Annotated in this window: 21 protein-coding genes and 1 tRNA gene; 9 read left to right on the top strand and 13 right to left on the bottom strand. The window is 59.9% G+C overall.

The features are described from left to right. Window positions 1-2 precede the first annotated feature (2 nt). The 3 genes from C5L13_RS18270 to C5L13_RS18280 all read right to left on the bottom strand — a co-directional run bounded on the left by C5L13_RS18270 (window position 3) and on the right by C5L13_RS18280 (window position 3,011). Window positions 3-1,991, bottom strand: coding sequence for a bifunctional 2',3'-cyclic-nucleotide 2'-phosphodiesterase/3'-nucleotidase (locus tag C5L13_RS18270; protein ID WP_105384698.1), 1,989 nt, complete (start codon window positions 1,989-1,991; stop codon window positions 3-5). Window positions 1,992-2,118: 127 nt separating this feature from the next. Then, window positions 2,119-2,457 carry a PilZ domain-containing protein gene (locus C5L13_RS18275; RefSeq protein ID WP_245571338.1) on the bottom strand — a complete coding sequence of 113 codons (339 nt, stop codon included), beginning with the start codon at window positions 2,455-2,457 and terminating at the stop codon, window positions 2,119-2,121. Window positions 2,458-2,549: 92 nt separating this feature from the next. After that, window positions 2,550-3,011, bottom strand: a complete 462-nt coding sequence (locus C5L13_RS18280) for an Lrp/AsnC family transcriptional regulator (protein WP_105384699.1) — start codon at window positions 3,009-3,011, stop codon at window positions 2,550-2,552. 156 nt (window positions 3,012-3,167) lie between these two features. Here C5L13_RS18280 and ald point away from each other — a divergent pair, with 156 nt between their 5' ends. Both ald and C5L13_RS18290 read left to right on the top strand, forming a co-directional pair. Next, window positions 3,168-4,286: an alanine dehydrogenase gene (ald, locus tag C5L13_RS18285; RefSeq protein ID WP_105384700.1), complete on the top strand. Its 1,119-nt coding sequence runs from the start codon at window positions 3,168-3,170 to the stop codon at window positions 4,284-4,286. Window positions 4,287-4,486: 200 nt separating this feature from the next. Continuing rightward, window positions 4,487-5,152, top strand: coding sequence for a PadR family transcriptional regulator (locus C5L13_RS18290; RefSeq protein WP_105384701.1), 666 nt, complete (start codon window positions 4,487-4,489; stop codon window positions 5,150-5,152). Window positions 5,153-5,220: 68 nt separating this feature from the next. Here the strand turns inward: C5L13_RS18290 and C5L13_RS18295 are convergent, their stop codons facing one another. The 6 genes from C5L13_RS18295 to C5L13_RS18320 all read right to left on the bottom strand — a co-directional run bounded on the left by C5L13_RS18295 (window position 5,221) and on the right by C5L13_RS18320 (window position 9,477). Beyond that, window positions 5,221-5,640 carry a nuclear transport factor 2 family protein gene (locus tag C5L13_RS18295; protein ID WP_105384702.1) on the bottom strand — a complete coding sequence of 140 codons (420 nt, stop codon included), beginning with the start codon at window positions 5,638-5,640 and terminating at the stop codon, window positions 5,221-5,223. A 13-nt stretch (window positions 5,641-5,653) separates the two neighbouring features. Then, a complete protein-coding gene (locus C5L13_RS18300) occupies window positions 5,654-6,157 on the bottom strand; it encodes a DUF1203 domain-containing protein (protein ID WP_105384703.1) in 504 nt (167 codons plus the stop codon). Between the two features lie 73 nt (window positions 6,158-6,230). Next, window positions 6,231-6,788 carry a GNAT family N-acetyltransferase gene (locus C5L13_RS18305; protein WP_105384704.1) on the bottom strand — a complete coding sequence of 186 codons (558 nt, stop codon included), beginning with the start codon at window positions 6,786-6,788 and terminating at the stop codon, window positions 6,231-6,233. A 4-nt stretch (window positions 6,789-6,792) separates the two neighbouring features. After that, window positions 6,793-7,659 carry a 3-mercaptopyruvate sulfurtransferase gene (gene sseA / locus C5L13_RS18310; protein ID WP_105384705.1) on the bottom strand — a complete coding sequence of 289 codons (867 nt, stop codon included), beginning with the start codon at window positions 7,657-7,659 and terminating at the stop codon, window positions 6,793-6,795. Window positions 7,660-7,681: 22 nt separating this feature from the next. Further along, the gene (locus C5L13_RS18315; RefSeq protein WP_105384706.1) at window positions 7,682-8,419 is read right to left on the bottom strand and encodes an alanyl-tRNA editing protein; all 738 of its coding nucleotides are present in this window, start codon (window positions 8,417-8,419) and stop codon (window positions 7,682-7,684) included. Window positions 8,420-8,439: 20 nt separating this feature from the next. Further along, window positions 8,440-9,477 (bottom strand): cysteine synthase A, encoded by a 1,038-nt coding sequence (locus C5L13_RS18320; RefSeq protein ID WP_105384707.1) that lies wholly within the window; start codon window positions 9,475-9,477, stop codon window positions 8,440-8,442. Between the two features lie 327 nt (window positions 9,478-9,804). On the opposite strand from C5L13_RS18320, the gene C5L13_RS18325 reads away from it, so the two are divergent. Next, the gene (locus tag C5L13_RS18325) at window positions 9,805-10,449 is read left to right on the top strand and encodes a ChrR family anti-sigma-E factor (protein WP_105384810.1); all 645 of its coding nucleotides are present in this window, start codon (window positions 9,805-9,807) and stop codon (window positions 10,447-10,449) included. Between the two features lie 38 nt (window positions 10,450-10,487). Here the strand turns inward: C5L13_RS18325 and C5L13_RS18330 are convergent, their stop codons facing one another. After that, a complete protein-coding gene (locus C5L13_RS18330) occupies window positions 10,488-10,730 on the bottom strand; it encodes a DUF982 domain-containing protein (protein ID WP_105384708.1) in 243 nt (80 codons plus the stop codon). Between the two features lie 253 nt (window positions 10,731-10,983). Here C5L13_RS18330 and C5L13_RS18335 point away from each other — a divergent pair, with 253 nt between their 5' ends. The 4 genes from C5L13_RS18335 to C5L13_RS28780 all read left to right on the top strand — a co-directional run bounded on the left by C5L13_RS18335 (window position 10,984) and on the right by C5L13_RS28780 (window position 15,893). Further along, the gene (locus C5L13_RS18335) at window positions 10,984-11,625 is read left to right on the top strand and encodes an alpha/beta hydrolase family protein (RefSeq protein ID WP_105384709.1); all 642 of its coding nucleotides are present in this window, start codon (window positions 10,984-10,986) and stop codon (window positions 11,623-11,625) included. Window positions 11,626-11,833: 208 nt separating this feature from the next. After that, the gene (locus C5L13_RS18340) at window positions 11,834-13,735 is read left to right on the top strand and encodes a bifunctional sugar phosphate isomerase/epimerase/4-hydroxyphenylpyruvate dioxygenase family protein (protein WP_105384710.1); all 1,902 of its coding nucleotides are present in this window, start codon (window positions 11,834-11,836) and stop codon (window positions 13,733-13,735) included. Between the two features lie 399 nt (window positions 13,736-14,134). Continuing rightward, on the top strand, window positions 14,135-15,481 hold the full coding sequence (locus tag C5L13_RS18345; protein WP_105384711.1) for a hypothetical protein: 1,347 nt from the start codon (window positions 14,135-14,137) through the stop codon (window positions 15,479-15,481). Between the two features lie 274 nt (window positions 15,482-15,755). Further along, on the top strand, window positions 15,756-15,893 hold the full coding sequence (locus tag C5L13_RS28780; protein WP_158693475.1) for a hypothetical protein: 138 nt from the start codon (window positions 15,756-15,758) through the stop codon (window positions 15,891-15,893). Between the two features lie 353 nt (window positions 15,894-16,246). Here C5L13_RS28780 and C5L13_RS18350 read toward each other — a convergent pair. Further along, window positions 16,247-16,321 (bottom strand) — tRNA-Asn (locus C5L13_RS18350). 188 nt (window positions 16,322-16,509) lie between these two features. Here C5L13_RS18350 and C5L13_RS18355 point away from each other — a divergent pair. Beyond that, a complete protein-coding gene (locus C5L13_RS18355; RefSeq protein ID WP_105384712.1) occupies window positions 16,510-16,761 on the top strand; it encodes a hypothetical protein in 252 nt (83 codons plus the stop codon). A gap of 22 nt (window positions 16,762-16,783) precedes the next feature. On the opposite strand, the gene C5L13_RS18360 is transcribed toward C5L13_RS18355, so the two are convergent. Then, window positions 16,784-17,425, bottom strand: a complete 642-nt coding sequence (locus tag C5L13_RS18360) for an exopolysaccharide biosynthesis protein (protein ID WP_245571339.1) — start codon at window positions 17,423-17,425, stop codon at window positions 16,784-16,786. Between the two features lie 383 nt (window positions 17,426-17,808). Here C5L13_RS18360 and C5L13_RS18365 point away from each other — a divergent pair, with 383 nt between their 5' ends. Continuing rightward, window positions 17,809-18,093: a hypothetical protein gene (locus C5L13_RS18365; RefSeq protein ID WP_105384714.1), complete on the top strand. Its 285-nt coding sequence runs from the start codon at window positions 17,809-17,811 to the stop codon at window positions 18,091-18,093. 316 nt (window positions 18,094-18,409) lie between these two features. Here the strand turns inward: C5L13_RS18365 and C5L13_RS18370 are convergent, their stop codons facing one another. Continuing rightward, window positions 18,410-18,667, bottom strand: a complete 258-nt coding sequence (locus C5L13_RS18370) for a DUF982 domain-containing protein (RefSeq protein ID WP_158693476.1) — start codon at window positions 18,665-18,667, stop codon at window positions 18,410-18,412. Window positions 18,668-18,756: the final 89 nt, after the last annotated feature.

Below are 18,756 nucleotides of genomic sequence, written 5' to 3' on the forward strand. Positions count from 1 at the left end.
GCTTACAGCACCAGCCGGAACTTGGCGAAGCCGTTCGCACCGTCGCCAGCGTCCTCGATCTTGGCGCCCTTGACCGCTGAGGCAAACTGGCGGGCCTTGGGGCCGGTCTCGAAGATCGCCGATGTGCCCGGCAGCGGCTTGAACGACCAGTTGGCATCGGCAGACGGATTGATCGTCCCCTGCTCGATGATATAGCGGACGATCACGTCGCGGTTGGTGTCCGGGGCCACGAAGATCACCTTGTCGCCGGCGATCTCCGGGAACTTGCCGCCGCCGCCCGCACGATAGTTGTTGGTCGCGACGACGAACTTCTGGGCCGGATCGATCGGCTTGCCGTCGAACTTGAGATCGACGATGCGATTGGCATTCGGGTTCACGAGCTTGCCGTCCTTATCGAAACGGGTCGGCTGCGACAGGTCGATCTGGTAGGTCACGCCGTCGATGACGTCGTAGTTGTAGGACGGGAAGCTGTCGTTGAGCAGCGGCGCGTCCTTGGAGCCGGCCGAAACCTGGTTGAACATGCCGGCCGACATTTCCAGCCAGTTCTTGACCTGCTCGCCCGATATCACCACCGCCTGGACAGTATTGGGATAGAGATAGAGGTCGGCAACGTTCTTGATGGCGATATCGCCTGCCGGCACGTCGGTGAAATATTCCGCGCCGCCGCGGCCGCCGGCCTTGAAAGGCGCTGCTGCCGAAAGAACCGGAAGATCCTTGTACTGGCCGTCCTTCAGCATGTCCTTGATGTACCAGGTCTGGGCGTTGGAGACGATCTGGATGGACGGATCGTCGGCGACCAGCGCGAAATAGGAATAGAGAGGCGCAGAAGTCTTGCCGACCGGGCGGCGGATATAGGCGAGCGTCGCCTCATGCTCTTCCTTGACGGCGGCGGTGACCTCCGGCTTGTCCTTGGCGTCGGCGACGATCTTGCGGTTTTCGTCACGATGGTAGATCGGCCGGGCTTCGGAGGTGGAATCGACGATCTTCCAGTTCTTGCCGTCTTTCTCCAGCAAGAGGTCGATCAAGCCCAGATGCGAGCCCCAGAAGCCGCCCATGACCGCTGGCTTGCCCATCAGCGTGCCCTTTTTGGCATCGGCGCCGGCAATGCCTTCGAAATCCTTCGGACCGGGGAAGACGAGATGCTGGTGGCCGGTGAAGACCGCATCGATGCCCTGAACGCCGGCGAGATAGAGGGACGCGTTTTCCATGCGTTCGCTCTGGCCGGTGCCGTCGATGCCGGAGTGGGAGAGCGCGATGACGATATCGGCGCCTTCTTCCTTCATGACCGGCACCCAGGCCTTGGCGGCATCCACGATATCGCGCGTCTGTGCCTTGCCTTCGAGGTTCTTGGCGTCCCAGACCATGATCTGCGGCGGTACGAAGCCGATGAAGCCGACCTTGATCGGGCTCGTGGCGCCCGACCCGTCACGGATCTGCTTTTCGACGATCACATAGGGTTTCAGGAAAAGCTCGTCCTTCTTCGGGTCGGAGGCGAGCTGGCCTTTGGTCAGGTTGGCGCAGACATAAGGGAAGCCGGCGCCGGCGAGCACCTTGAACATGAAGTCCAGGCCGTAGTTGAATTCGTGATTGCCGAGCGTGCCGGCATCGTAGCCGAGCACGTTCATCGCCTTGACGACCGGATGCTTGTCGCCTTCCTTCATGCCGCGCTCGTAGGCGATGTAGTCGCCCATCGGATTGCCCTGCAGGAAATCGCCGTTGTCGATGAGCATGGAGTTCCCGGCCTCGGCACGGATCGCGTCGATAATGGAAGCGGTGCGGGCAAGGCCCATCGTGTCGTTCGGCTTGTCGCCATAGTAGTCATAAGGGAAGACGTGGACGTGGATGTCGGTCGTTTCCATGATGCGCAAATGCGCCTGGTTGCCCGCCGCGCGGGCGGCGAACGGATGCAGCATCACGAGCGCCGACGACGCGGCGATGCCGCCAAGAAGCGAGCGGCGGGTCACGGGTTGAAAGCCGGCTAAAAACGACATGGACATCTCCCTCTGGTTTTTTGACTGAAACCAGATTAGCGAAATCGCACGCGCTTGCATCAGTAAAATGACAGGGGGAAACGCATCATTGGCGGCAGAGCGGGCTATGCCATTTGCGTGTCGGTTGTCACCGGCTGATGACCGGTTTCACCTCTCTGTGGAAGAAGCGGAAATAGGAAGAGATTTGAGCGACGGCATTCGAGTTCGGCCGGAACTGGATGCCGAGCCGGCCCCGGTGATTCCATTTCACGATGCCTTCGAGGATGCCGAGCTCCTCGCTCTCGATCTTGACCGTGCTGCCATTGGCTGCATGGAACGGCCCGCCGAGATCGAGCGCCATGCCGGTCGCGGAAAGATCGACGACCCGCCCCTTGGCCTCCTGATTGTAATATTTCACGGTGCCGAAGATGCGGGTCTTCTGGCGTGCGGCGCTGCGGGTCTTCATTCCGATGGTCTTGCTGAGCATGACATCCCCAATTGGTTATCCCTTGCAGGCGGAATAGCAGAGAAAAGTTGAGGTCGGTTTAGGCAGAATCGTAAAAGTCGACCGAACGGGGCTCAGAGTCCCACATTGGGGCGGTCGATGATCTCGCGCAGCGCAAAGCTTGAATTGATCTTCACCACATGAGGGAGCGCCGACAGCCAGTCGCGGTGAATGCGCTCGTAGTCTTCGAGGTCTTTTGCCGCGACCCTCAGGATATAATCGTATTCGCCGGACATCAGGTAGCAGACGAGCACATTGGGGCAGAGCCTGACCGCCGATTCGAACTCGGTGAGCGTCTTGGCGAACTGGCCGGATAGCGAGATGTGGACGATCACCATCATCTTGTACTCGAGCGCCTTGTTCGAGAGACGCGCATGGTAGCCGCTGATGGTGCCGCTCTTTTCGAGCATGTCGAGCCGCCGTGAGCACGCCGATGGTGACAGGCCAACCCGCTCCGCAAGTTCCGCATTGGATATGCGGCCGTTCTCCTGAAGAGTCCGCATTATCGCAAGATCAATGGCATCCAATGCACCCATTCGAAGATCCTTCGAAATTTTCCTCTATTTCGCAATAATCTCCGAAAAACTGCTCTTGCGCAATTCGTCTTCGCAAGGACATTCCGCAGATTCTCTGGTTTGCTCTCGAACTGGGAACATTAACAGGCGAAAGCCGCCAACAGAGAGGAACGCTGCATGCGTGTCGGGTGCCCGAAGGAAATCAAAAACCATGAATATCGTGTGGGCCTGACGCCCGGCGCGGTGCGCGAATACGTGGCCCATGGACATGAAGTCTTCATTGAAACCAAGGCGGGCGCTGGCATTGGCGCGGACGATGCCTCCTATATCGCAGCCGGTGCCAAGATCGTCGGCACGGCAAAAGAGATCTTCGAAAAGTCCGACATGGTCGTGAAGGTCAAGGAGCCCCAGCCGACGGAATGGGTGCAGCTCCGCGACGGCCAGATCCTCTATACCTATCTCCATCTCGCTCCCGATCCGGAACAGACCAAAGGTCTGCTCGCCTCCGGTGTGACGGCCGTCGCTTACGAGACGGTGACCGACGAGCGCGGCGGCCTTCCGCTGCTGGCGCCGATGTCGGAAGTCGCAGGACGACTGGCGATCCAGGCGGGCGCGACCGCGCTGCAGAAGGCCCATGGTGGCCGCGGCATCCTTCTTGGCGGCGTACCGGGCGTATTGCCGGCCAAGGTCGCCGTCATCGGCGGCGGCGTCGTCGGCCTGCATGCCGCAAGGATGGCCGCAGGCCTTGGCGCCGATGTCTCGATCATCGATCGCTCGCTGCCGAGGCTTCGCCAGCTCGACGATATCTTCAACGGCCGCGTCCACACCCGCTATTCGACGATCGATGCGGTGGAGGAAGAAGTCTTTTCGGCAGACATGGTTATCGGCGCGGTGCTTATCCCCGGCGCCGCGGCACCAAAACTCGTCAGCCGCGAAATGCTCTCCGGCATGAAGCAGGGTGCGGTCATGGTCGATGTTGCGATCGACCAGGGCGGCTGCTTCGAGACTTCGCATGCGACGACCCATTCGGAGCCGACCTACGAGGTCGATGGCATCGTCCACTATTGCGTTGCGAACATGCCGGGCGCCGTGCCCGTCACCTCGGCGCATGCCTTGAACAACGCGACCCTGCAGCACGGGCTTGCCCTTGCCGACCGCGGACTGCGGGCGATCGCCGAAGACCGGCATCTGCGCAACGGCCTCAACGTTCACAAAGGCAGAGTGACCAACAAACCGGTTGCTGAAGCCCTGGGTTACGAGGCCGTCGCACCGGAGAGTCTGCTCAACGTAGCATGAGTATCGCGTGTCTTAGATATATCTGACTAACTGGCATCCAGGCAGTTGAGATCGCAGGAGAGAAAGCGTCGGATTTCCGGGTCCGGCGTTTTTTTGACCGCATTGGTGAAAAGATATGATTTAGATATATCGGACTCCTTGACGCCGGCGATGGTCTGTCCTAGTTTTAGATATATCGAAGACAGTCTAAGGAAACTAAAATGTTCAAGCACAGGTTTGACGGGCGAAACGGCTGCGGCGAACGCGGGGGCCGCCGGGGTTTCGAGGAGATGTTTGCGGCGCGAGCCTTTGGCGGCGGATTTGGCCGCGGTCCCGGCGGCCGCGGCGGCCCCGGTGGAGGTCGCGGTTTCGGCGACGAGGGTGATGGCCGCATCGGCCGCTTTCTGATGCAGGGCGATCTGCGTCTGGTGGTCCTGGCGCTGATCGAAAAGGAACCGCGCCATGGCTACGAGATTATCAAGCACATCGAGGATCTCACCTATGGCTTCTATGTGCCGAGCCCCGGCGTGATCTATCCGACGCTGACATATCTAGAGGAAGCGGGTTACGTCCTGGCCGAGGCCGACGGCAACAAGAAGCGCTACGTGATCACCGAGGATGGCCGCAAGTATCTGGATGAGAACCGCAGTTTTGCGGCCATGATCCTCGACCGGCTCTCCCAGCTCGCCGAGCGCATCAAGCAGCGCCAGGAACGGCAGGAGCGGGGCAGGGACAACGGTCCGACTTTGCCGCGCAGCGTCGATGCGGCCATGCTGAACCTGCGGGAAGTGATCGCCCGCAAGCTCGAAGGAGACGAGCGGAAGGCCGGCGAAATCGTCAAGCTCCTGCTGCAGATCGCGGAAGATCTGGAGCAGAAGGACGATTGAACGCTTCTTGGCTCATGGCGCGCCGTCGTTCGCCGCGCCATGAGCCGGCATCGTTTCGGATGGCGGCGTCAGCCGGGCGCGATCAGGTCAATCAGCGCCTGCGTATCGTGGTAGAACGGGATGCCCTCGACGAGGCGCCCGTCCCTGAAATCCAGCCGCTCGCAGAACGGCTGGATTGTGGTCTTCCCGCTCACCCGCGAGACCATCGTAAGCTCGCAGGACAGATATACGCGCTCGGGCGATCCAGTGACCTCGAGATCGTCGATCCTCATATCGCTCCAGACATCGCTCATTCTGGTGATGAGCGCTGAGATACCGTCGAGGCCGATCCAGTTGCCTCCATATGGCAGCGAGTGAGGTTCGCGGACGACCACGTCCTCCGCGAAAGCGTCCGCGAGTTGACCCACATCCCTATGCTTCGATCCCATGAAGGCCATTTCAACGGCGAACATGCGCTCTACGAGTGTTCTGGCGATGTTGTCTTTCATATCGCCGATCCGCTCAGATAGTCTGGGCGGTATTCACGAATGCCCCTGCTTCGGTCTTTTCGATCCGGCATTGATAGCAATTGTTGCGGGCCGAACGGACATGCACATAGGCGATATCCTCCCGGGCGAGCAGTTCCGCGGCCCGCGACGCGATCTTTTCCGTCGGCGTGACCGCACCGCTTCCGTAGACGATGCGGTCTTCGTGGCTGTAGCCGCGCACGATATAGTCGGTGCTCGACAGGATGGGCGGAATGATCTCTTCGGCGGCATAACGTTGGCACGGCCGCTTGTGCAGGAAGATCGGTCCGGTTTCCGCATAAGGCTGCAGCGCGGGGAAGGGGCGGTAGGCGAGGACGAAAAGTTCCTCGCCCGCATCGATATTCTTCAGGCAATGGCGGCACGGGTGACCCGGGCCGTCGGAGACCATTGTTTCGGGCTGGCGCCCGTAGGCGTCAATGCCGCCATTCCAAAGCTGGGCGGCATCCTCGGCAGGCATGGCTATGAAGGCGATGGTCATGGCAAACTCCTTTTGGATTTGCCTTGAAATGCGCCTGAATGAACCGGGAAACCACCCGTTTCTTGCGTGAATGTCAGGCGTCCAGCGCCTTCAGCAATTCCGCATCCGTCATCGGCATCACCAGCGCCTCATAGGTGGAAACCGGCGAGAAGCCCATCATCTGGTAGAGTTGCAGGGCGCGCGGGTGGTCGAGCGTGTTGGTGGTGACCGTCACCTTCTGCGGATTGTCCTGCCAGGCGACGTAGAGCGCCTGCAGCAGAAACCACTTTCCGATGCCGAGCCCGATCGCCCGTTCGAACAGGCCGAAATAGGAGAGTTCGACGATCTCGTCGCTTTCCTTGGTGAGTTCGAAGAAACCTGCCGGCGCCCCATGCACGTAGAGCACGGTGACCGAGACGCGCGGATCGTGGATCGCCGCGGCAAGCTCCTCGTCGCTCATCTTCAGCCGATTGTACCAGTGCCAGCGTTTTCCCACCTGCCGGTAGAGATAACGATAGTAGTGCAGTGGAATATCCGAGGCGCGGATGATCGCTGTCTGGAGATTGACAGGTACCGGCAGGCTGGCCTTCGGCGGTGCGGTCATTTCCAGTTGCGTGACATGGGCCTTGAGTGGAGTTGGCTTCCTGGCCATCGCCTTACGCCACTTTGGAGTCAGGCGGTCCGCCGACGACAGGCGCGTCCTCGCGGCTGCCCCATTCCGTCCAGGAGCCGTCATAAAGCGCGTTGTCCTCATGGCCGAGAGATTCCAGCGCAAGTGTGATGATGGCCGCGGTGATGCCCGAACCGCAGCTCGTCACCACCGGTTGGCCGAAATCGATGCCTGCATCCTCGATCGCCTTTCTGAGCTCCGGCAATGAACGCAGCTTGCCGTTCGCCGAGAATGTACCGGCAGGAAGGCTGCGGGCGCCGGGCATATGACCGGAGCGCAACCCCGCCCGGGGTTCGGGCTCGGTTCCGGCGAAGCGGCCGGACGAACGGGCGTCGGCGATCTGCCGCGAGCCGTCGCTGACGATCGACAGCATCGTCTGGAAATCGATCACCTTGTCCACCCGGAAATTGGTATTGAACGTCACCGCTTCGGGCTGGGGAACGGCCGTGTCGAGAGGTCGGCCTTCAGCCTTCCAGCCGTCCAGGCCGCCATCGAGGATAAAGACGTTCTGGGCGCCCATGGTGCGGAAGAGCCACCAGCCGCGGGGCGCCGAAAAGATGCCGGGGCCGTCGTAAATCACGATCCGGTCCGTCTCGCGGATTCCCATCTTGCCGACGGTCTCGGCAAAGAGGTCGGGCGAGGGCACCATATGGGGAAGTCCGGTCGAGTGATCGGCCACCTTGTCGTGGTCGAACCGCACGGCGCCTGGAATGTGGCCGCTAGCATATTCTGCATCAGCGTTGCGGTTTTGCGCGGCAAGATAAAAGGAGGTGTCGACGATCTTCAGGTCGGGGCTGCCAAGCTGGCTCTGAAGCCATTCGGACGAAACGACGAAACGGCTGGTTCCGCTCATGTAACTCTCCCTTGGGGCTGGGTCAGCCCTCTGTGCCGGGCTCGCCGAACCGGATGCGGAAACGGCGGTTCTCCTTGCCCTTCTTTTCGATCTTGGCGATGTGAATCGCGCCGACCTCCTGCGTTTCGGAGACATGTGTGCCGCCGCAAGGCTGGCTGTCAATGCTGGAGTTTTCGCCGATGCAGACCAGGCTGACGCGGCCCATCCCCATCGGCGGCCGGACATTCTTGGATTTCACGATGCCGGGATTGGCAGCGAGCTCCTCGTCGGTGATCCATTGAACATAGACCGGATGGTTCTGCCTGACGAGGTCCATCAGTCGCGCCGTCACCTCGTCCTTGTCGATCGTCTCGCTCATGTCAAAATCGACGCGCGATTCCTCCTCGCCGACCGCGGCACCGGTAATCGGATATTGGCAGACGACGGACAGCAGATGGCAGGCGGTGTGCATGCGCATCAGCCTGTAGCGGCGCGGCCAGTCGACATGAAGCGTCAGCTTCTCGCCGACGAGCGGCTGCGGCTCGCCTGCGAGCGGCACATGGATCACAGTCTCCTTGGTGGCGCCGTGCTTCGTCTGGCCGAGCTGGATTTTCGCCCCGTCGGCCCGTTCTAAAAAGCCGGTATCGCCGGGCTGGCCTCCCGACGTGGCATAGAAACAGGTCCGGTCGAGTTCTATGCCGCCATCCTCGTGAATGGCCGTCACTACCGCTTCGGTCGTCGAAAGGTAGAAGTCGTCGCGGTAGAGGATTTCAACGGGCATAGATCACTCGATTATCTGTATCAGGCGGTCTGGAAGGGGACGGGAACGTGCCGCTTCTGGGTAAGCCAAGCCGGGACCGGCAAGCCCTTCGATTTGAGGAACTCGGGATTGAAGAGCTTCGATTGATAGCGGTTGCCGTAATCGCAGAGGATCGTCACGATCGTGTGGCCGGGGCCGAGGTCCCTGGCGAGCCGGATGGCGCCGGCAATGTTGATGCCAGTCGATCCGCCGAGGCAGAGGCCTTCCTTCTCGACGAGGTCGAAGATCAGCGGCAGGGCTTCGGCATCGGGAATGCGGTAGGAAAAATCGGGCGTGAAGCCTTCGAGATTGGCGGTGATGCGGCCCTGGCCGATACCTTCGGTGATGGACGAGCCTTCCGCTTTCAGCTCGCCGTGGGCGTAGTATTCATAGAGAGCTGCCCCCTCGGGGTCGGCAATGCCGATCTTGACGTTCGGATTCCTTGCCTTGAGACCTGCGGCCACGCCGGCAAGCGTGCCCCCGGAGCCAACGGAGCAGATGAAGCCGTCGACCTTGCCACCGGTCTGATCCCAGATTTCCGGTGCCGTCGTCTGAATGTGAGCCTCGCGGTTTGCCACATTGTCGAACTGATTGGCCCAGATGGCGCCAGCAGGCTCGCTTTTGGCAAGTTCTTCCGCGAGGCGCCCGGAAATCTTCACGTAGTTGTTGGGGTTCTTGTAGGGGACGGCAGGCACTTCCACGAGTTCGGCGCCGAAAAGCTTCAGCGCGTCCTTCTTTTCCTGGCTCTGGGTTTCCGGAATGACGATGACGGTGCGGTAACCGAGCGCCTTGGCGACCAGCGTCAGGCCGATCCCCGTATTGCCAGCGGTACCCTCGACGATCACGCCGCCGGGCCGCAGCAGTCCCTTCTTCTCCGCTTCGCGGATGATGTAGAGCGCCGCGCGATCCTTGACCGACTGTCCGGGATTAAGGAATTCGGCCTTTCCGAAAATCTCACAGCCGGTCGCTTCGGAAGCACCTTTGAGTCGGAGAAGGGGCGTGTTGCCGATCACGTCGAGGACAGAGGAGTGGGAGGTCATCGGGCTACCTTGTTGTTCCATGCTGATTTAAGACCGGTCTTTTCGGCGGGCAAGCGCCGGAGAGCAAGAAATTATGTTTCCGGAAAGAGTGGGCGCCGGTAAAATCCATCTTCGATCGGCGATTGGCCGAGCGGAGGCGGTTATGGGGGCTATCGCAAGGTCAGCTCCCGTGTCTGCGGTCCGATGAAATTTCGGATTTTAATATCGCGGAAACAGTAATCCAAAACCGTTGCCGTACGTATATCAATTCAATTGAAGCTCATACTAAACCGTGTCATTCATGATTTTCGCGCAGCGTGAATTTCACTTACGAACTGGCCTTTGGACATGCTGCTGAACCTGGAAAGGTTAGACCTTCTTCTCGCCCACTACGTGGCCGGCGCTCTTCCCAGACCGGCCGATGTGCTTGTCGGCTCTTATCTGGAAATGCAACCTGCGGCAGCGCGCCTTGCAGATGTGCTGGAGGAGTTTGCGGGGAGGGCTTTGGCCGACAGCGAACCATTGGCAATGTCGCATCGGGATCAAAGCCTCAAAGAGATCTTTACTTCACGCCTGCCGGTGGTCGAACGCGAAAAGCCTGGACATCCCCAATCCGGTCTTCCCATTCTCCTGCGATCCTATTTGGGGGGCGATCTTGCTGAGATCCCATGGAAAACAAGGCTGCCCGGCTTCAGGCAGCATGTCATCGAAAAGTCCAAGGACGTGGAAGCCAGCCTTCTCTGGCTGCGCCCGGGCAGAGCGCTTCCCCACCATGGTCACAAGGGATTGGAGCTGACGCTGGTGATCGAGGGCGAATTCAACGACCATCGCGGCCGTTTTGCAGCGGGAGATGTCTCGGTTGCCGATGAAACGCTGGACCATCGGCCGGTCGCGGCAAGCCACGCGCCGTGTATCTGCTTTTCCATCCTGTTCGCGCCGATTTCTCTTTCCGGCCCGATACCGAGATTAGTGGGTGACATCCTCGGCATATGAGCGGCAAAAGAAAAGCCGGTGGATCACCGGCTTGGCGTCTAGTTCAGGTGAAGCTGCGCTTCACTGACTGCCTGCTCGAATTGCTGGCGCGCTTCTTCCGGTGATCTGCGACCGTCGAGCGCGGCCCGGCAGACGCTGCGTGCCTTGACGAAATGCGGCCCGCGCATATCCGGCCACCGATCGGTCAATAAAACCAGCGCCTCGAAAGGTCCGTTGATGACCTCTGTGCCGAGATGGCCGAATGCAACGCGAACCGGTTTTTGCCAGCTTGTCTGCGGCATGTGTGTCTCCTCCCTGGATACCAACCGTAATAAACGCGCAATGCGTCAAACGGTTCCCCGCCTACGCATGAAAATTTGCACCCGCTGATCGCGATTGTCTATCCGAAAATGGCAGCAAGCCAGTGGAACGGGACGAAGATGTGGTTGGAGATTGCGCGCGTCTTCGGGCGGCGCCGTCAGGCTTGATGATTCCCTTGCCGCCGGCGAATCATGATTGCTATGGGTTCCGGAAATCAGTTGCGGAAGAGGCGCCATGCAGGAACGATTTCTCATTCAGGGACCGAGCGATTCCGTTGTCACGATCCTTTTGGCGCACGGCGCGGGCGCGCCGATGGATTCAGTCTCCATGACTGCGGCGGCAGGCGCTCTCGCATCCAAAGGTTTTCGCGTCGTCCGCTTCGAGTTCGGCTACATGGGAGCCCGCCGGACGTCCGGCGACCGAAAGCCGCCGCCGAAAGCCGAAATCCTCAATCCGGAATACCGGGCCGTGATCGATGAGATCGGCAACACGGAGGTGCTGATTATCGGCGGAAAGTCCATGGGCGGCCGGGTCGCGAGCATGGTTGCCGACGATCTTCATGCCCAGGGCAAGGTGGCCGGTCTCCTATGCCTCGGTTATCCCTTTCACCCGCCCGGCAAGCCGGATCAGCTTCGCACGCAGCATCTCAAGGCTCTGAAGACGCCTGCGCTGATATGCCAGGGGACACGCGACGAATTCGGCACAAGGGAAGAGGTGTCCGATTATCAACTGTCGGACAGCATCGAAATCCTCTGGCTGGAGGATGGGGATCACGACCTCAAGCCGCGCAAGACGATCTCCGGTTTCTCGACCGCCGATCATCTCGCCAAAATGGCGGAAACGGTTCGGGCATGGGCCGACCGTCTGACGTTTTAGCTTCAGGCAATCAGCGGCGGTCAGGCCGCGATCCGAACCTTGGCTGCAGTCGGTCACCAGGCGGTGATGCGGCCCTCAGCGGACTTCGTTTTCTTCTCGTTTGATGTTACGTACTATTTAGTACAAAATGCGTTTGATGTGGATGCGGGCCTGAATGCTTGGGCTGTGCTGGGTCTACGGCTTGTGGATTTGGAGGAGTGGGAGAGCGATGAAGACCTCGATAGCGACGGTTTCGATCAGCGGGGAATTGCCGGAGAAGCTGGAGGCGATTGCCAAGGCCGGGTTCGACGGGGTGGAGATCTTCGAGAACGATTTTCTGGCCTTTGACGGCAGTCCGGCGGATGTCGGCAGGATGGTGCGCGATTTCGGGCTCGAGATCACGCTGTTCCAGCCGTTCCGCGATTTCGAGGGCATGCCTGAGCCGCTTCGCTCCCGCACGTTCGACCGCGCCGAACGCAAGTTCGACGTCATGCAGGAGCTCGGCACCGATCTGGTGCTGGTTTGCTCCAACGTCTCGCCCGTTTCGCTTGGCGGCATCGACCGGGCGGCGGCCGATTTCCACGAGCTCGGCGAGCGGGCGGCCAGACGCGGGCTGAGGGTCGGCTACGAGGCGCTCGCCTGGGGCCGGCATATCAACGACCACCGCGATGCCTGGGAGATCGTCCGGCGTGCCGACCACGACAATATCGGCCTGATCCTCGACAGCTTTCACACGCTGTCGAGGAGGATCGACATCAATTCGATCCGCTCCATCCCCAAGGACAAGATCTTCATCGTCCAGCTCGCCGATGCGCCGCTGATCGACATGGACCTGCTCTACTGGTCCCGGCATTTCCGCAATATGCCGGGCGAGGGTGATCTGCCGGTGACGGCGTTTACCACCGCCATCGCCGAAACCGGTTATGACGGTTATTTCTCGCTGGAAATCTTCAACGACCAGTTCCGCGGCGGGCAGCCCCGGGCGATCGCCGCCGATGGCTACCGCTCGCTGATCCATCTCGGCGACCGGGTACGCCGCAGCCCGAATGCGGCCAGCCTGACGGTGCCGGCCATGCCGGACCGGGCCGCGGTCAAGGGCGTCGGCTTCGTGGAATTTTCCGCCGACGAGAAGGACGCGGCCGATCTTGCCGCCATCTTGAAGACACTCGGCTTTCGCAGGACCGGCGTCCACAAGACGAAGAAGGTCAGCCTGTTCAGCCAAGGCGACATCCGGCTGCTCGTCAATACCGAGGACAGAGGTTTTGCCAACGCCTCCTTTGCGGTGCATGGCACCTCGGCCTATGCGACGGCGCTCGTCGTCGACGATGCGCAAGCCGCACTCGCGCGTGCGGTGGTGCTCGGCGCCGAACGGTTCGAGCAGCCGGTCGGCCCGGGCGAAGTCGAGATCCCGGCGATCCGCGGCGTCGGCGGCGGGTTGATCTACCTGCTCGACGACAAAAGCGAGCTCGGCCGCTTTTCCGAGATCGATTTTACCCCCGTCAGCGACGAGGCAGCGACAGGAACCGAGGTGGTGCCGGCGCATCTGTCGCATGTCGATCATATCGCCCAGACGGTCGCCTACGAGGAAATGCTGACCTGGCTGTTGTTCTACACCTCGATCTTCGACACCCAGAAGACCCCGATGGTCGACATCATCGACCCGGCCGGGGTGGTGCGCAGCCAGGTGGTGGAAAATGCCTCCGGAACGCTCAGGATCACCCTGAACGGGGCGGAGAACCGCCGCACGCTCGCCGGTCACTTCATCGCCGAAAAGTTCGGCTCTGGCATTCAGCACCTGGCCTTTTCCACCGACGACATCTTTGCAACTGCCGAGGCGCTCAAACAGAACGGCTTCCGGCCGCTGGTCATCTCCCCCAACTACTACGGTGACGCAGAAGCCCGCTTCGGGCTCGATCCGGCGCTCACCGAGAAGCTGAAGGCCGACAACATCCTCTACGACCGCGACGAGCAGGGCGAATATTTCCAGCTCTACAGCATGACCTATGGCGAGGGCTTCTTCTTCGAGATCGTCGAACGGCGCGGCTACAAAGGCTACGGTGCCCCAAACGCCATCTTCCGCATCGCCGCACTCAAAAAGGCGCTGAGACCCGAAGGTATGCCGAAAACCTGAGGAAACCGCCGATAAGGCGGAAAGCGGCTAAAACGACAAAAGCGCGCCGTCGGGCGCGCTTTTGTTCAGAAACTGGCTCCTGGAGAGGGATCCATCCTCACCTCCGCTTCGGCGGAGAACACGCGCCCTGCCACATCCTCGGCGGCTCAACCCGGCGGCCGTTCATCTGCGGATAACAAAGCCTTCTGCTGTGCCGTGGGCTCAGGCCGTAATCGATAACGTCGGACAGTGAAGGCAATTGAAGGCGGCGAACGTCTCAGCGTTTTGTCGCAGCGTCGCACACACCCAGGGTTCTCAGGCGTTGTTTTTCGGTCAATTCATCCGTATGCCTGAAGCGAGCTCGACTTGGTGCCTGCTAGTTAGGCACGCAGACGAACAGGCAAGTGGACAAGGCGGCATATGAAAAACAGACGCGCTTTTTTGAAGTTCGCCGGCGCGGGATTTCTGGCGATGAATGTCAAAGATTCTACGGCTGCGCCGACTGTTCGCGGAGCTGGGCTTAACCAGGGTTCTCGTCTTTGGCATGTGGATGCCTTCGGCGTCGGGAAAAGCCGCGTCGGGTCGGGAAGCGATGATACGGTCGCGCTTCAGTCGGCGATGAGCAGTGGTGAGATGATCGATGTTACTGGCGCACTTCTCCGTGTCAGTGATACCATCAATGTGGATTATTCCGGCGCCAACATATCTTCGGTTATGGCTTCGCGCGTCGGTGACCGGGCAAGCAGCAAGATCACCGTGGTGGATGACGAAATGCCACTCCTGTTCAATATCTGTGGCTCGAACTTCGAAGCCTCCGGCTTCTTCTGCGAATGCGGTGGCGGAAACAAAGCCACCACGCTTTTCCATTTTGAAAGACCGGCTGGATCCGCGGTCGACATCGATGCCGACCTGGAGGGCATCGGTCACGAAGGGGGCGCAAGGTTCTTCTACCACAGCGGCCGAGGCCTCAAGCTGCGCAACATCACAAGCGGTAACGTCAAAGTATCTTTCGGCGATCTGGATTTCCCGGTGTCTTGGGTTGAGAGCGGGCAATCCAATGATACTCCAGTTACCGCAATGAGGGCGTACCAGTTCCACGAAATCCGAATGCACGGTGCGGCCGCGGGCATCCGGAATATTGGAGCAAACGCGCTGAACTGCGGGCCAATTCTTGCGAGCGATTGGCTTTCCGACATCGGAGGAGGTCCGTTGTTTATAGGTGTTTCGCCGGGCGGGTCGAAGTTCTCAAACCTGATCAGCAGCATCGGGGCGACACTTGCTGGCGGCCTTCTGGATCTTCATGCTGGATCGCGACAAACCACCTTCGCGAATATTTCTGCAGTCGGTATCAAGAAGGGGGCCGACCTCCGCCTGAACCGCAACGCGATCATGATTCGGCCCACCGCGGCGAACCCAATCTATGATATCGTCTTCAACGGAGGCAGTATCGGCCCGTGTAATCGGAATGGCATCTACATCCTTGGTGACGGCGCGTGCTACATTACCTGCGTTGGGGTAGGTTTCGATCGAACGAACATCGAAGGTGCCATCTACTCCCCGATTCGGGTTGAAGAAAGCGGTGGCACTTTATCCGACGTATGGGTCAAGTTTTCAGCGTGTAACTTCCGTTTCGGCGGCGAGACGGCTCCAGCCTACTTGGTCGGAGGGCTAGATTCCGCGAACGTTCACATTCGCCGGGACTACACGACGACGAAGCCTTCGGTACTTCCGTGGGCACAGGCATCTGTGGACGATGACGGCCCTTAATGTTGGAGATGTGGCTCGCTGGGCCTAACCTACAAGCGACTAGCCCCGGCGCGCCGGCGGATAACACCGCCCAATTGAAATCAGATAGTCCATGGTTTCCTCAAAAAAGGTGATCCCGCTCCCCGTAGCGCTCGCAGATCTTCTGCAGCGCCTGCTGGACCCGCGGTTCACTTCATTGACGGCACGTCAGCATTGCCGATGACGTAGCCCATGTCGACGAGGGCGGTAGGCTGCATCCAAGATCGACGACATCTTGAATACCGAGAGAATAATCATGAACATGCAGATTGATGCGCGGGGTGCCGCTGAACTGCCCTACAAGTTTGAACTTGAGAAATTCGTCGACCATATCGGCGGTGGCATCCAGGCCCCGAATGATATCTCGAAGCCGAACCGCCCCCGGGGAACGTAGTTACGCGGAGCACATCGCAGAGGACGACAGGCCTCTGTGCAAACCCTACCTAATGGCAATCGAGTGAACACTTGCGTGCGCTGAGATCGACGCGATTGCTGCCGAAGCCGGAACGGATGGCCGGGGAAGTTATCCGCGAAGGGAAACATTTGATTTCCGATTTCCGATTTGCCGATCGAACGATTCGCCAGGTTCTTGCCGCGACGCCGTCGAATCCATCGGCACCACGCAACGAGTCGACATGGTTGAAGCGACAGCTAAGGCGAGGGCATGTGAGAAAACGGGGGAGACTTGGGGGAAGTAAGTGCCCGCTATCGGGGAATACAGCGACAACAGGCACTTATTTCAGAAACTGGCTCCCCGGGCCGGATTCGAACCGGCGACCTGTCGATTAACAGTCGAATGCTCTACCGCTGAGCTACCAGGGATCAACCGCTCGGTGGCGGTGTGAGCGGGGTAATACAAATGCTTTGCCGTTTTGCCAAGCGCTTTTTGCAAAAAAATCGAACTTGGTTGTTTTATCCCCGTTTAAGCCCCATCTGCTCGGAAACGCAGCCTTTGGAAATAAGGAGAATGAGCTCTGGTGACTGAGGAGCGGAAGTCGACGAGATTCGGAATGGACCCACAAAGCGGCAAACTGGCGCTGGGCGGCTGGCAGATTCCCATGCCTCGCTCTCGCATCGGCCGCGTCATTATCGGCCTGACGCTGATCGTGGGAGGTACGCTCGGCTTTTTGCCGATCCTCGGTTTCTGGATGCTGCCGCTCGGTTTTCTGGTTCTCTCGCACGACCTGCCGATTGTTCGGCGTCAACGCCGCCGCATCGCCGTCTGGTGGGCGAGGCGGCAGGCCCGCAAGGCCGACAGATGAGGAGCGGGCGACCGCCTCAATTTCAGCTGAGCAGAGTCGCGAGCCCTTGGCCGGCGCTGAAAGCTGCATAGGCAAGCACGCCGAAATAGATCACGGTGATCACGTTGAAGAGGTAGCCGCCCAGCACGATCAGGCCGTCGCGCTGGATCATCCCGGTTGCCAGCAGGAGGATCGCGATCCCCGGCAGCGTGTTCGAGAACGGGATAAGGCCGAGCGGGAACATCAGCAATACGCCTGCCAGGGTGATCGCAAGCCCGTTCAGCCGGTTGACGAACTTGCCGGTCGTGAGCGCCGAAAGGCGAGGTTTCAGGAACCGGTCGAGCCGTGAAACGATATTGACGCCCTTTTCCAGCGCAGGCACGAGCTTCTTGGTGTCGAGCTGGCGGTCGAGGATCTTCTTCGGCAGCCAGGGCAGGCGGTTTGCGGTAATCGCAAGGCTGATGAGGATGATCGCCGCGCCGAAAACGGTGCTGACCCCTGGTATCGAAACAGGAATGAGGAAGGGCAGCGAGGCAACGGCACAGATGAGCAGCAGGCCCTGTTCACCGACGGCATCCATCAGTTCGCGCAGCGTCACCGACTGCCCTCTGATGCCGTTGATGAGCTGGCGCAAGGTGCCGCTCAAGGAGGTCGAGTTATCCTGGAATTCGATGCTTCCGTCCAAGCTGGTGCTCCGCGCAATCTCTACCGGGCCGGATGCATAGCAGCATTCGGTTTGCGAGCAAAGGCCGCTCACCCGCATCGGCGGTTATCGGGTAGCGAGAATCCTGGTTTCGGCGCGGCAGCCCTTTATTTCGGCGCCAGCCAATGGTCATAGGCGCCGCAGACCAGGACGATGGCGAGGATCGCCACCACCACGGGATTCAGCGATGTCATGAATTCCAGATATTGCATGTCGGTCTCCTCTACCGCATGTCCGCCCGACGTCTCCCAACGGGGCCATATGGGAATTCTAACACCCTTTTAGTCGTCTCGCTACTTTAGGGATCTCGCAAGGAAAGCGGCACATTCTCAGAGGAATCGCGGGATAGAAGACGTGGGGCGAAGATGATGTTCAGAGTGATCGAGGGCGGGATGGGCGCCGGTCCGTCGCCGGCTGCCTATGCGGTCGAAGACGAGGCGCCGACGCGAGACGCTGTATTGCGGGAAGCCGAGAGGCGACGCAAGGCAACGGGTTATGACAGGTGGCGCAACCGGGAGCAGCTCACGGGCATCCCGATCCCCCGCGAGATCAGGTATCTCGCGATGCAAATCGGTTACGCAGCGGACGCCATCGGCAGATTGGGCGAGATTCCCGCAGATTTCCGCGCGGATTTCTATTGGCCGGCGTAGTCGTCGCCGCGGGTATCAGAACAACGTCATGAAGAGATGAACGACATACAGGATGCCGACAAGCGACGCTATGGTCGCGCACGCCGCCAAGGCGTCGGAGACAGTGAGCTTCATACTGATCATCGCCGTCATGGCGACCCTTCTCATAAGGATATTGATGGCAACATCGCCATCGCTCACCGAATTTAAGGAAAACCTTTAAAGAAGCCCTTGATGACCATGGTTAACGACCGCTTCGGCGCAAGACATCCGTAACCTTTGGCTGGTGCCTTCGTCGGTTTTGCCGAAGCGGATCGTTTTTGCAGGCCTTTGCCGATCAGCTCAGCATCTTGGCCTCGATGCTCGCAAGGACGAAGGTTTCCCGAACTCTTTCAAGCGGGATCTTTCGCTGCAGCGCGGCTGCACATTCCTTGAGAGCCTTGAGATAATAAGTGCCTTCCCGGATGGGCCAGCGCCAGTTGAGATAATCAAGCGCTTCCCTGGGGCCTCGGATCATTTCGGGAAATCCGTATCCGACACGCACTCTGACGGGAGCACTCCACAGAACTTCGTCGACTTCTGTTGCCTTACTCATCATTCCACACCTTGCATTGCGGCGCGGAAACTCCTTGGGTGAGGATTGGTTCCCCTGCTGCGACAAATTTCAACGGTCTCTGGCAAACT

The organism is Neorhizobium alkalisoli (assembly GCF_002968635.1).
Lineage (GTDB): Bacteria > Pseudomonadota > Alphaproteobacteria > Rhizobiales > Rhizobiaceae > Neorhizobium > Neorhizobium alkalisoli.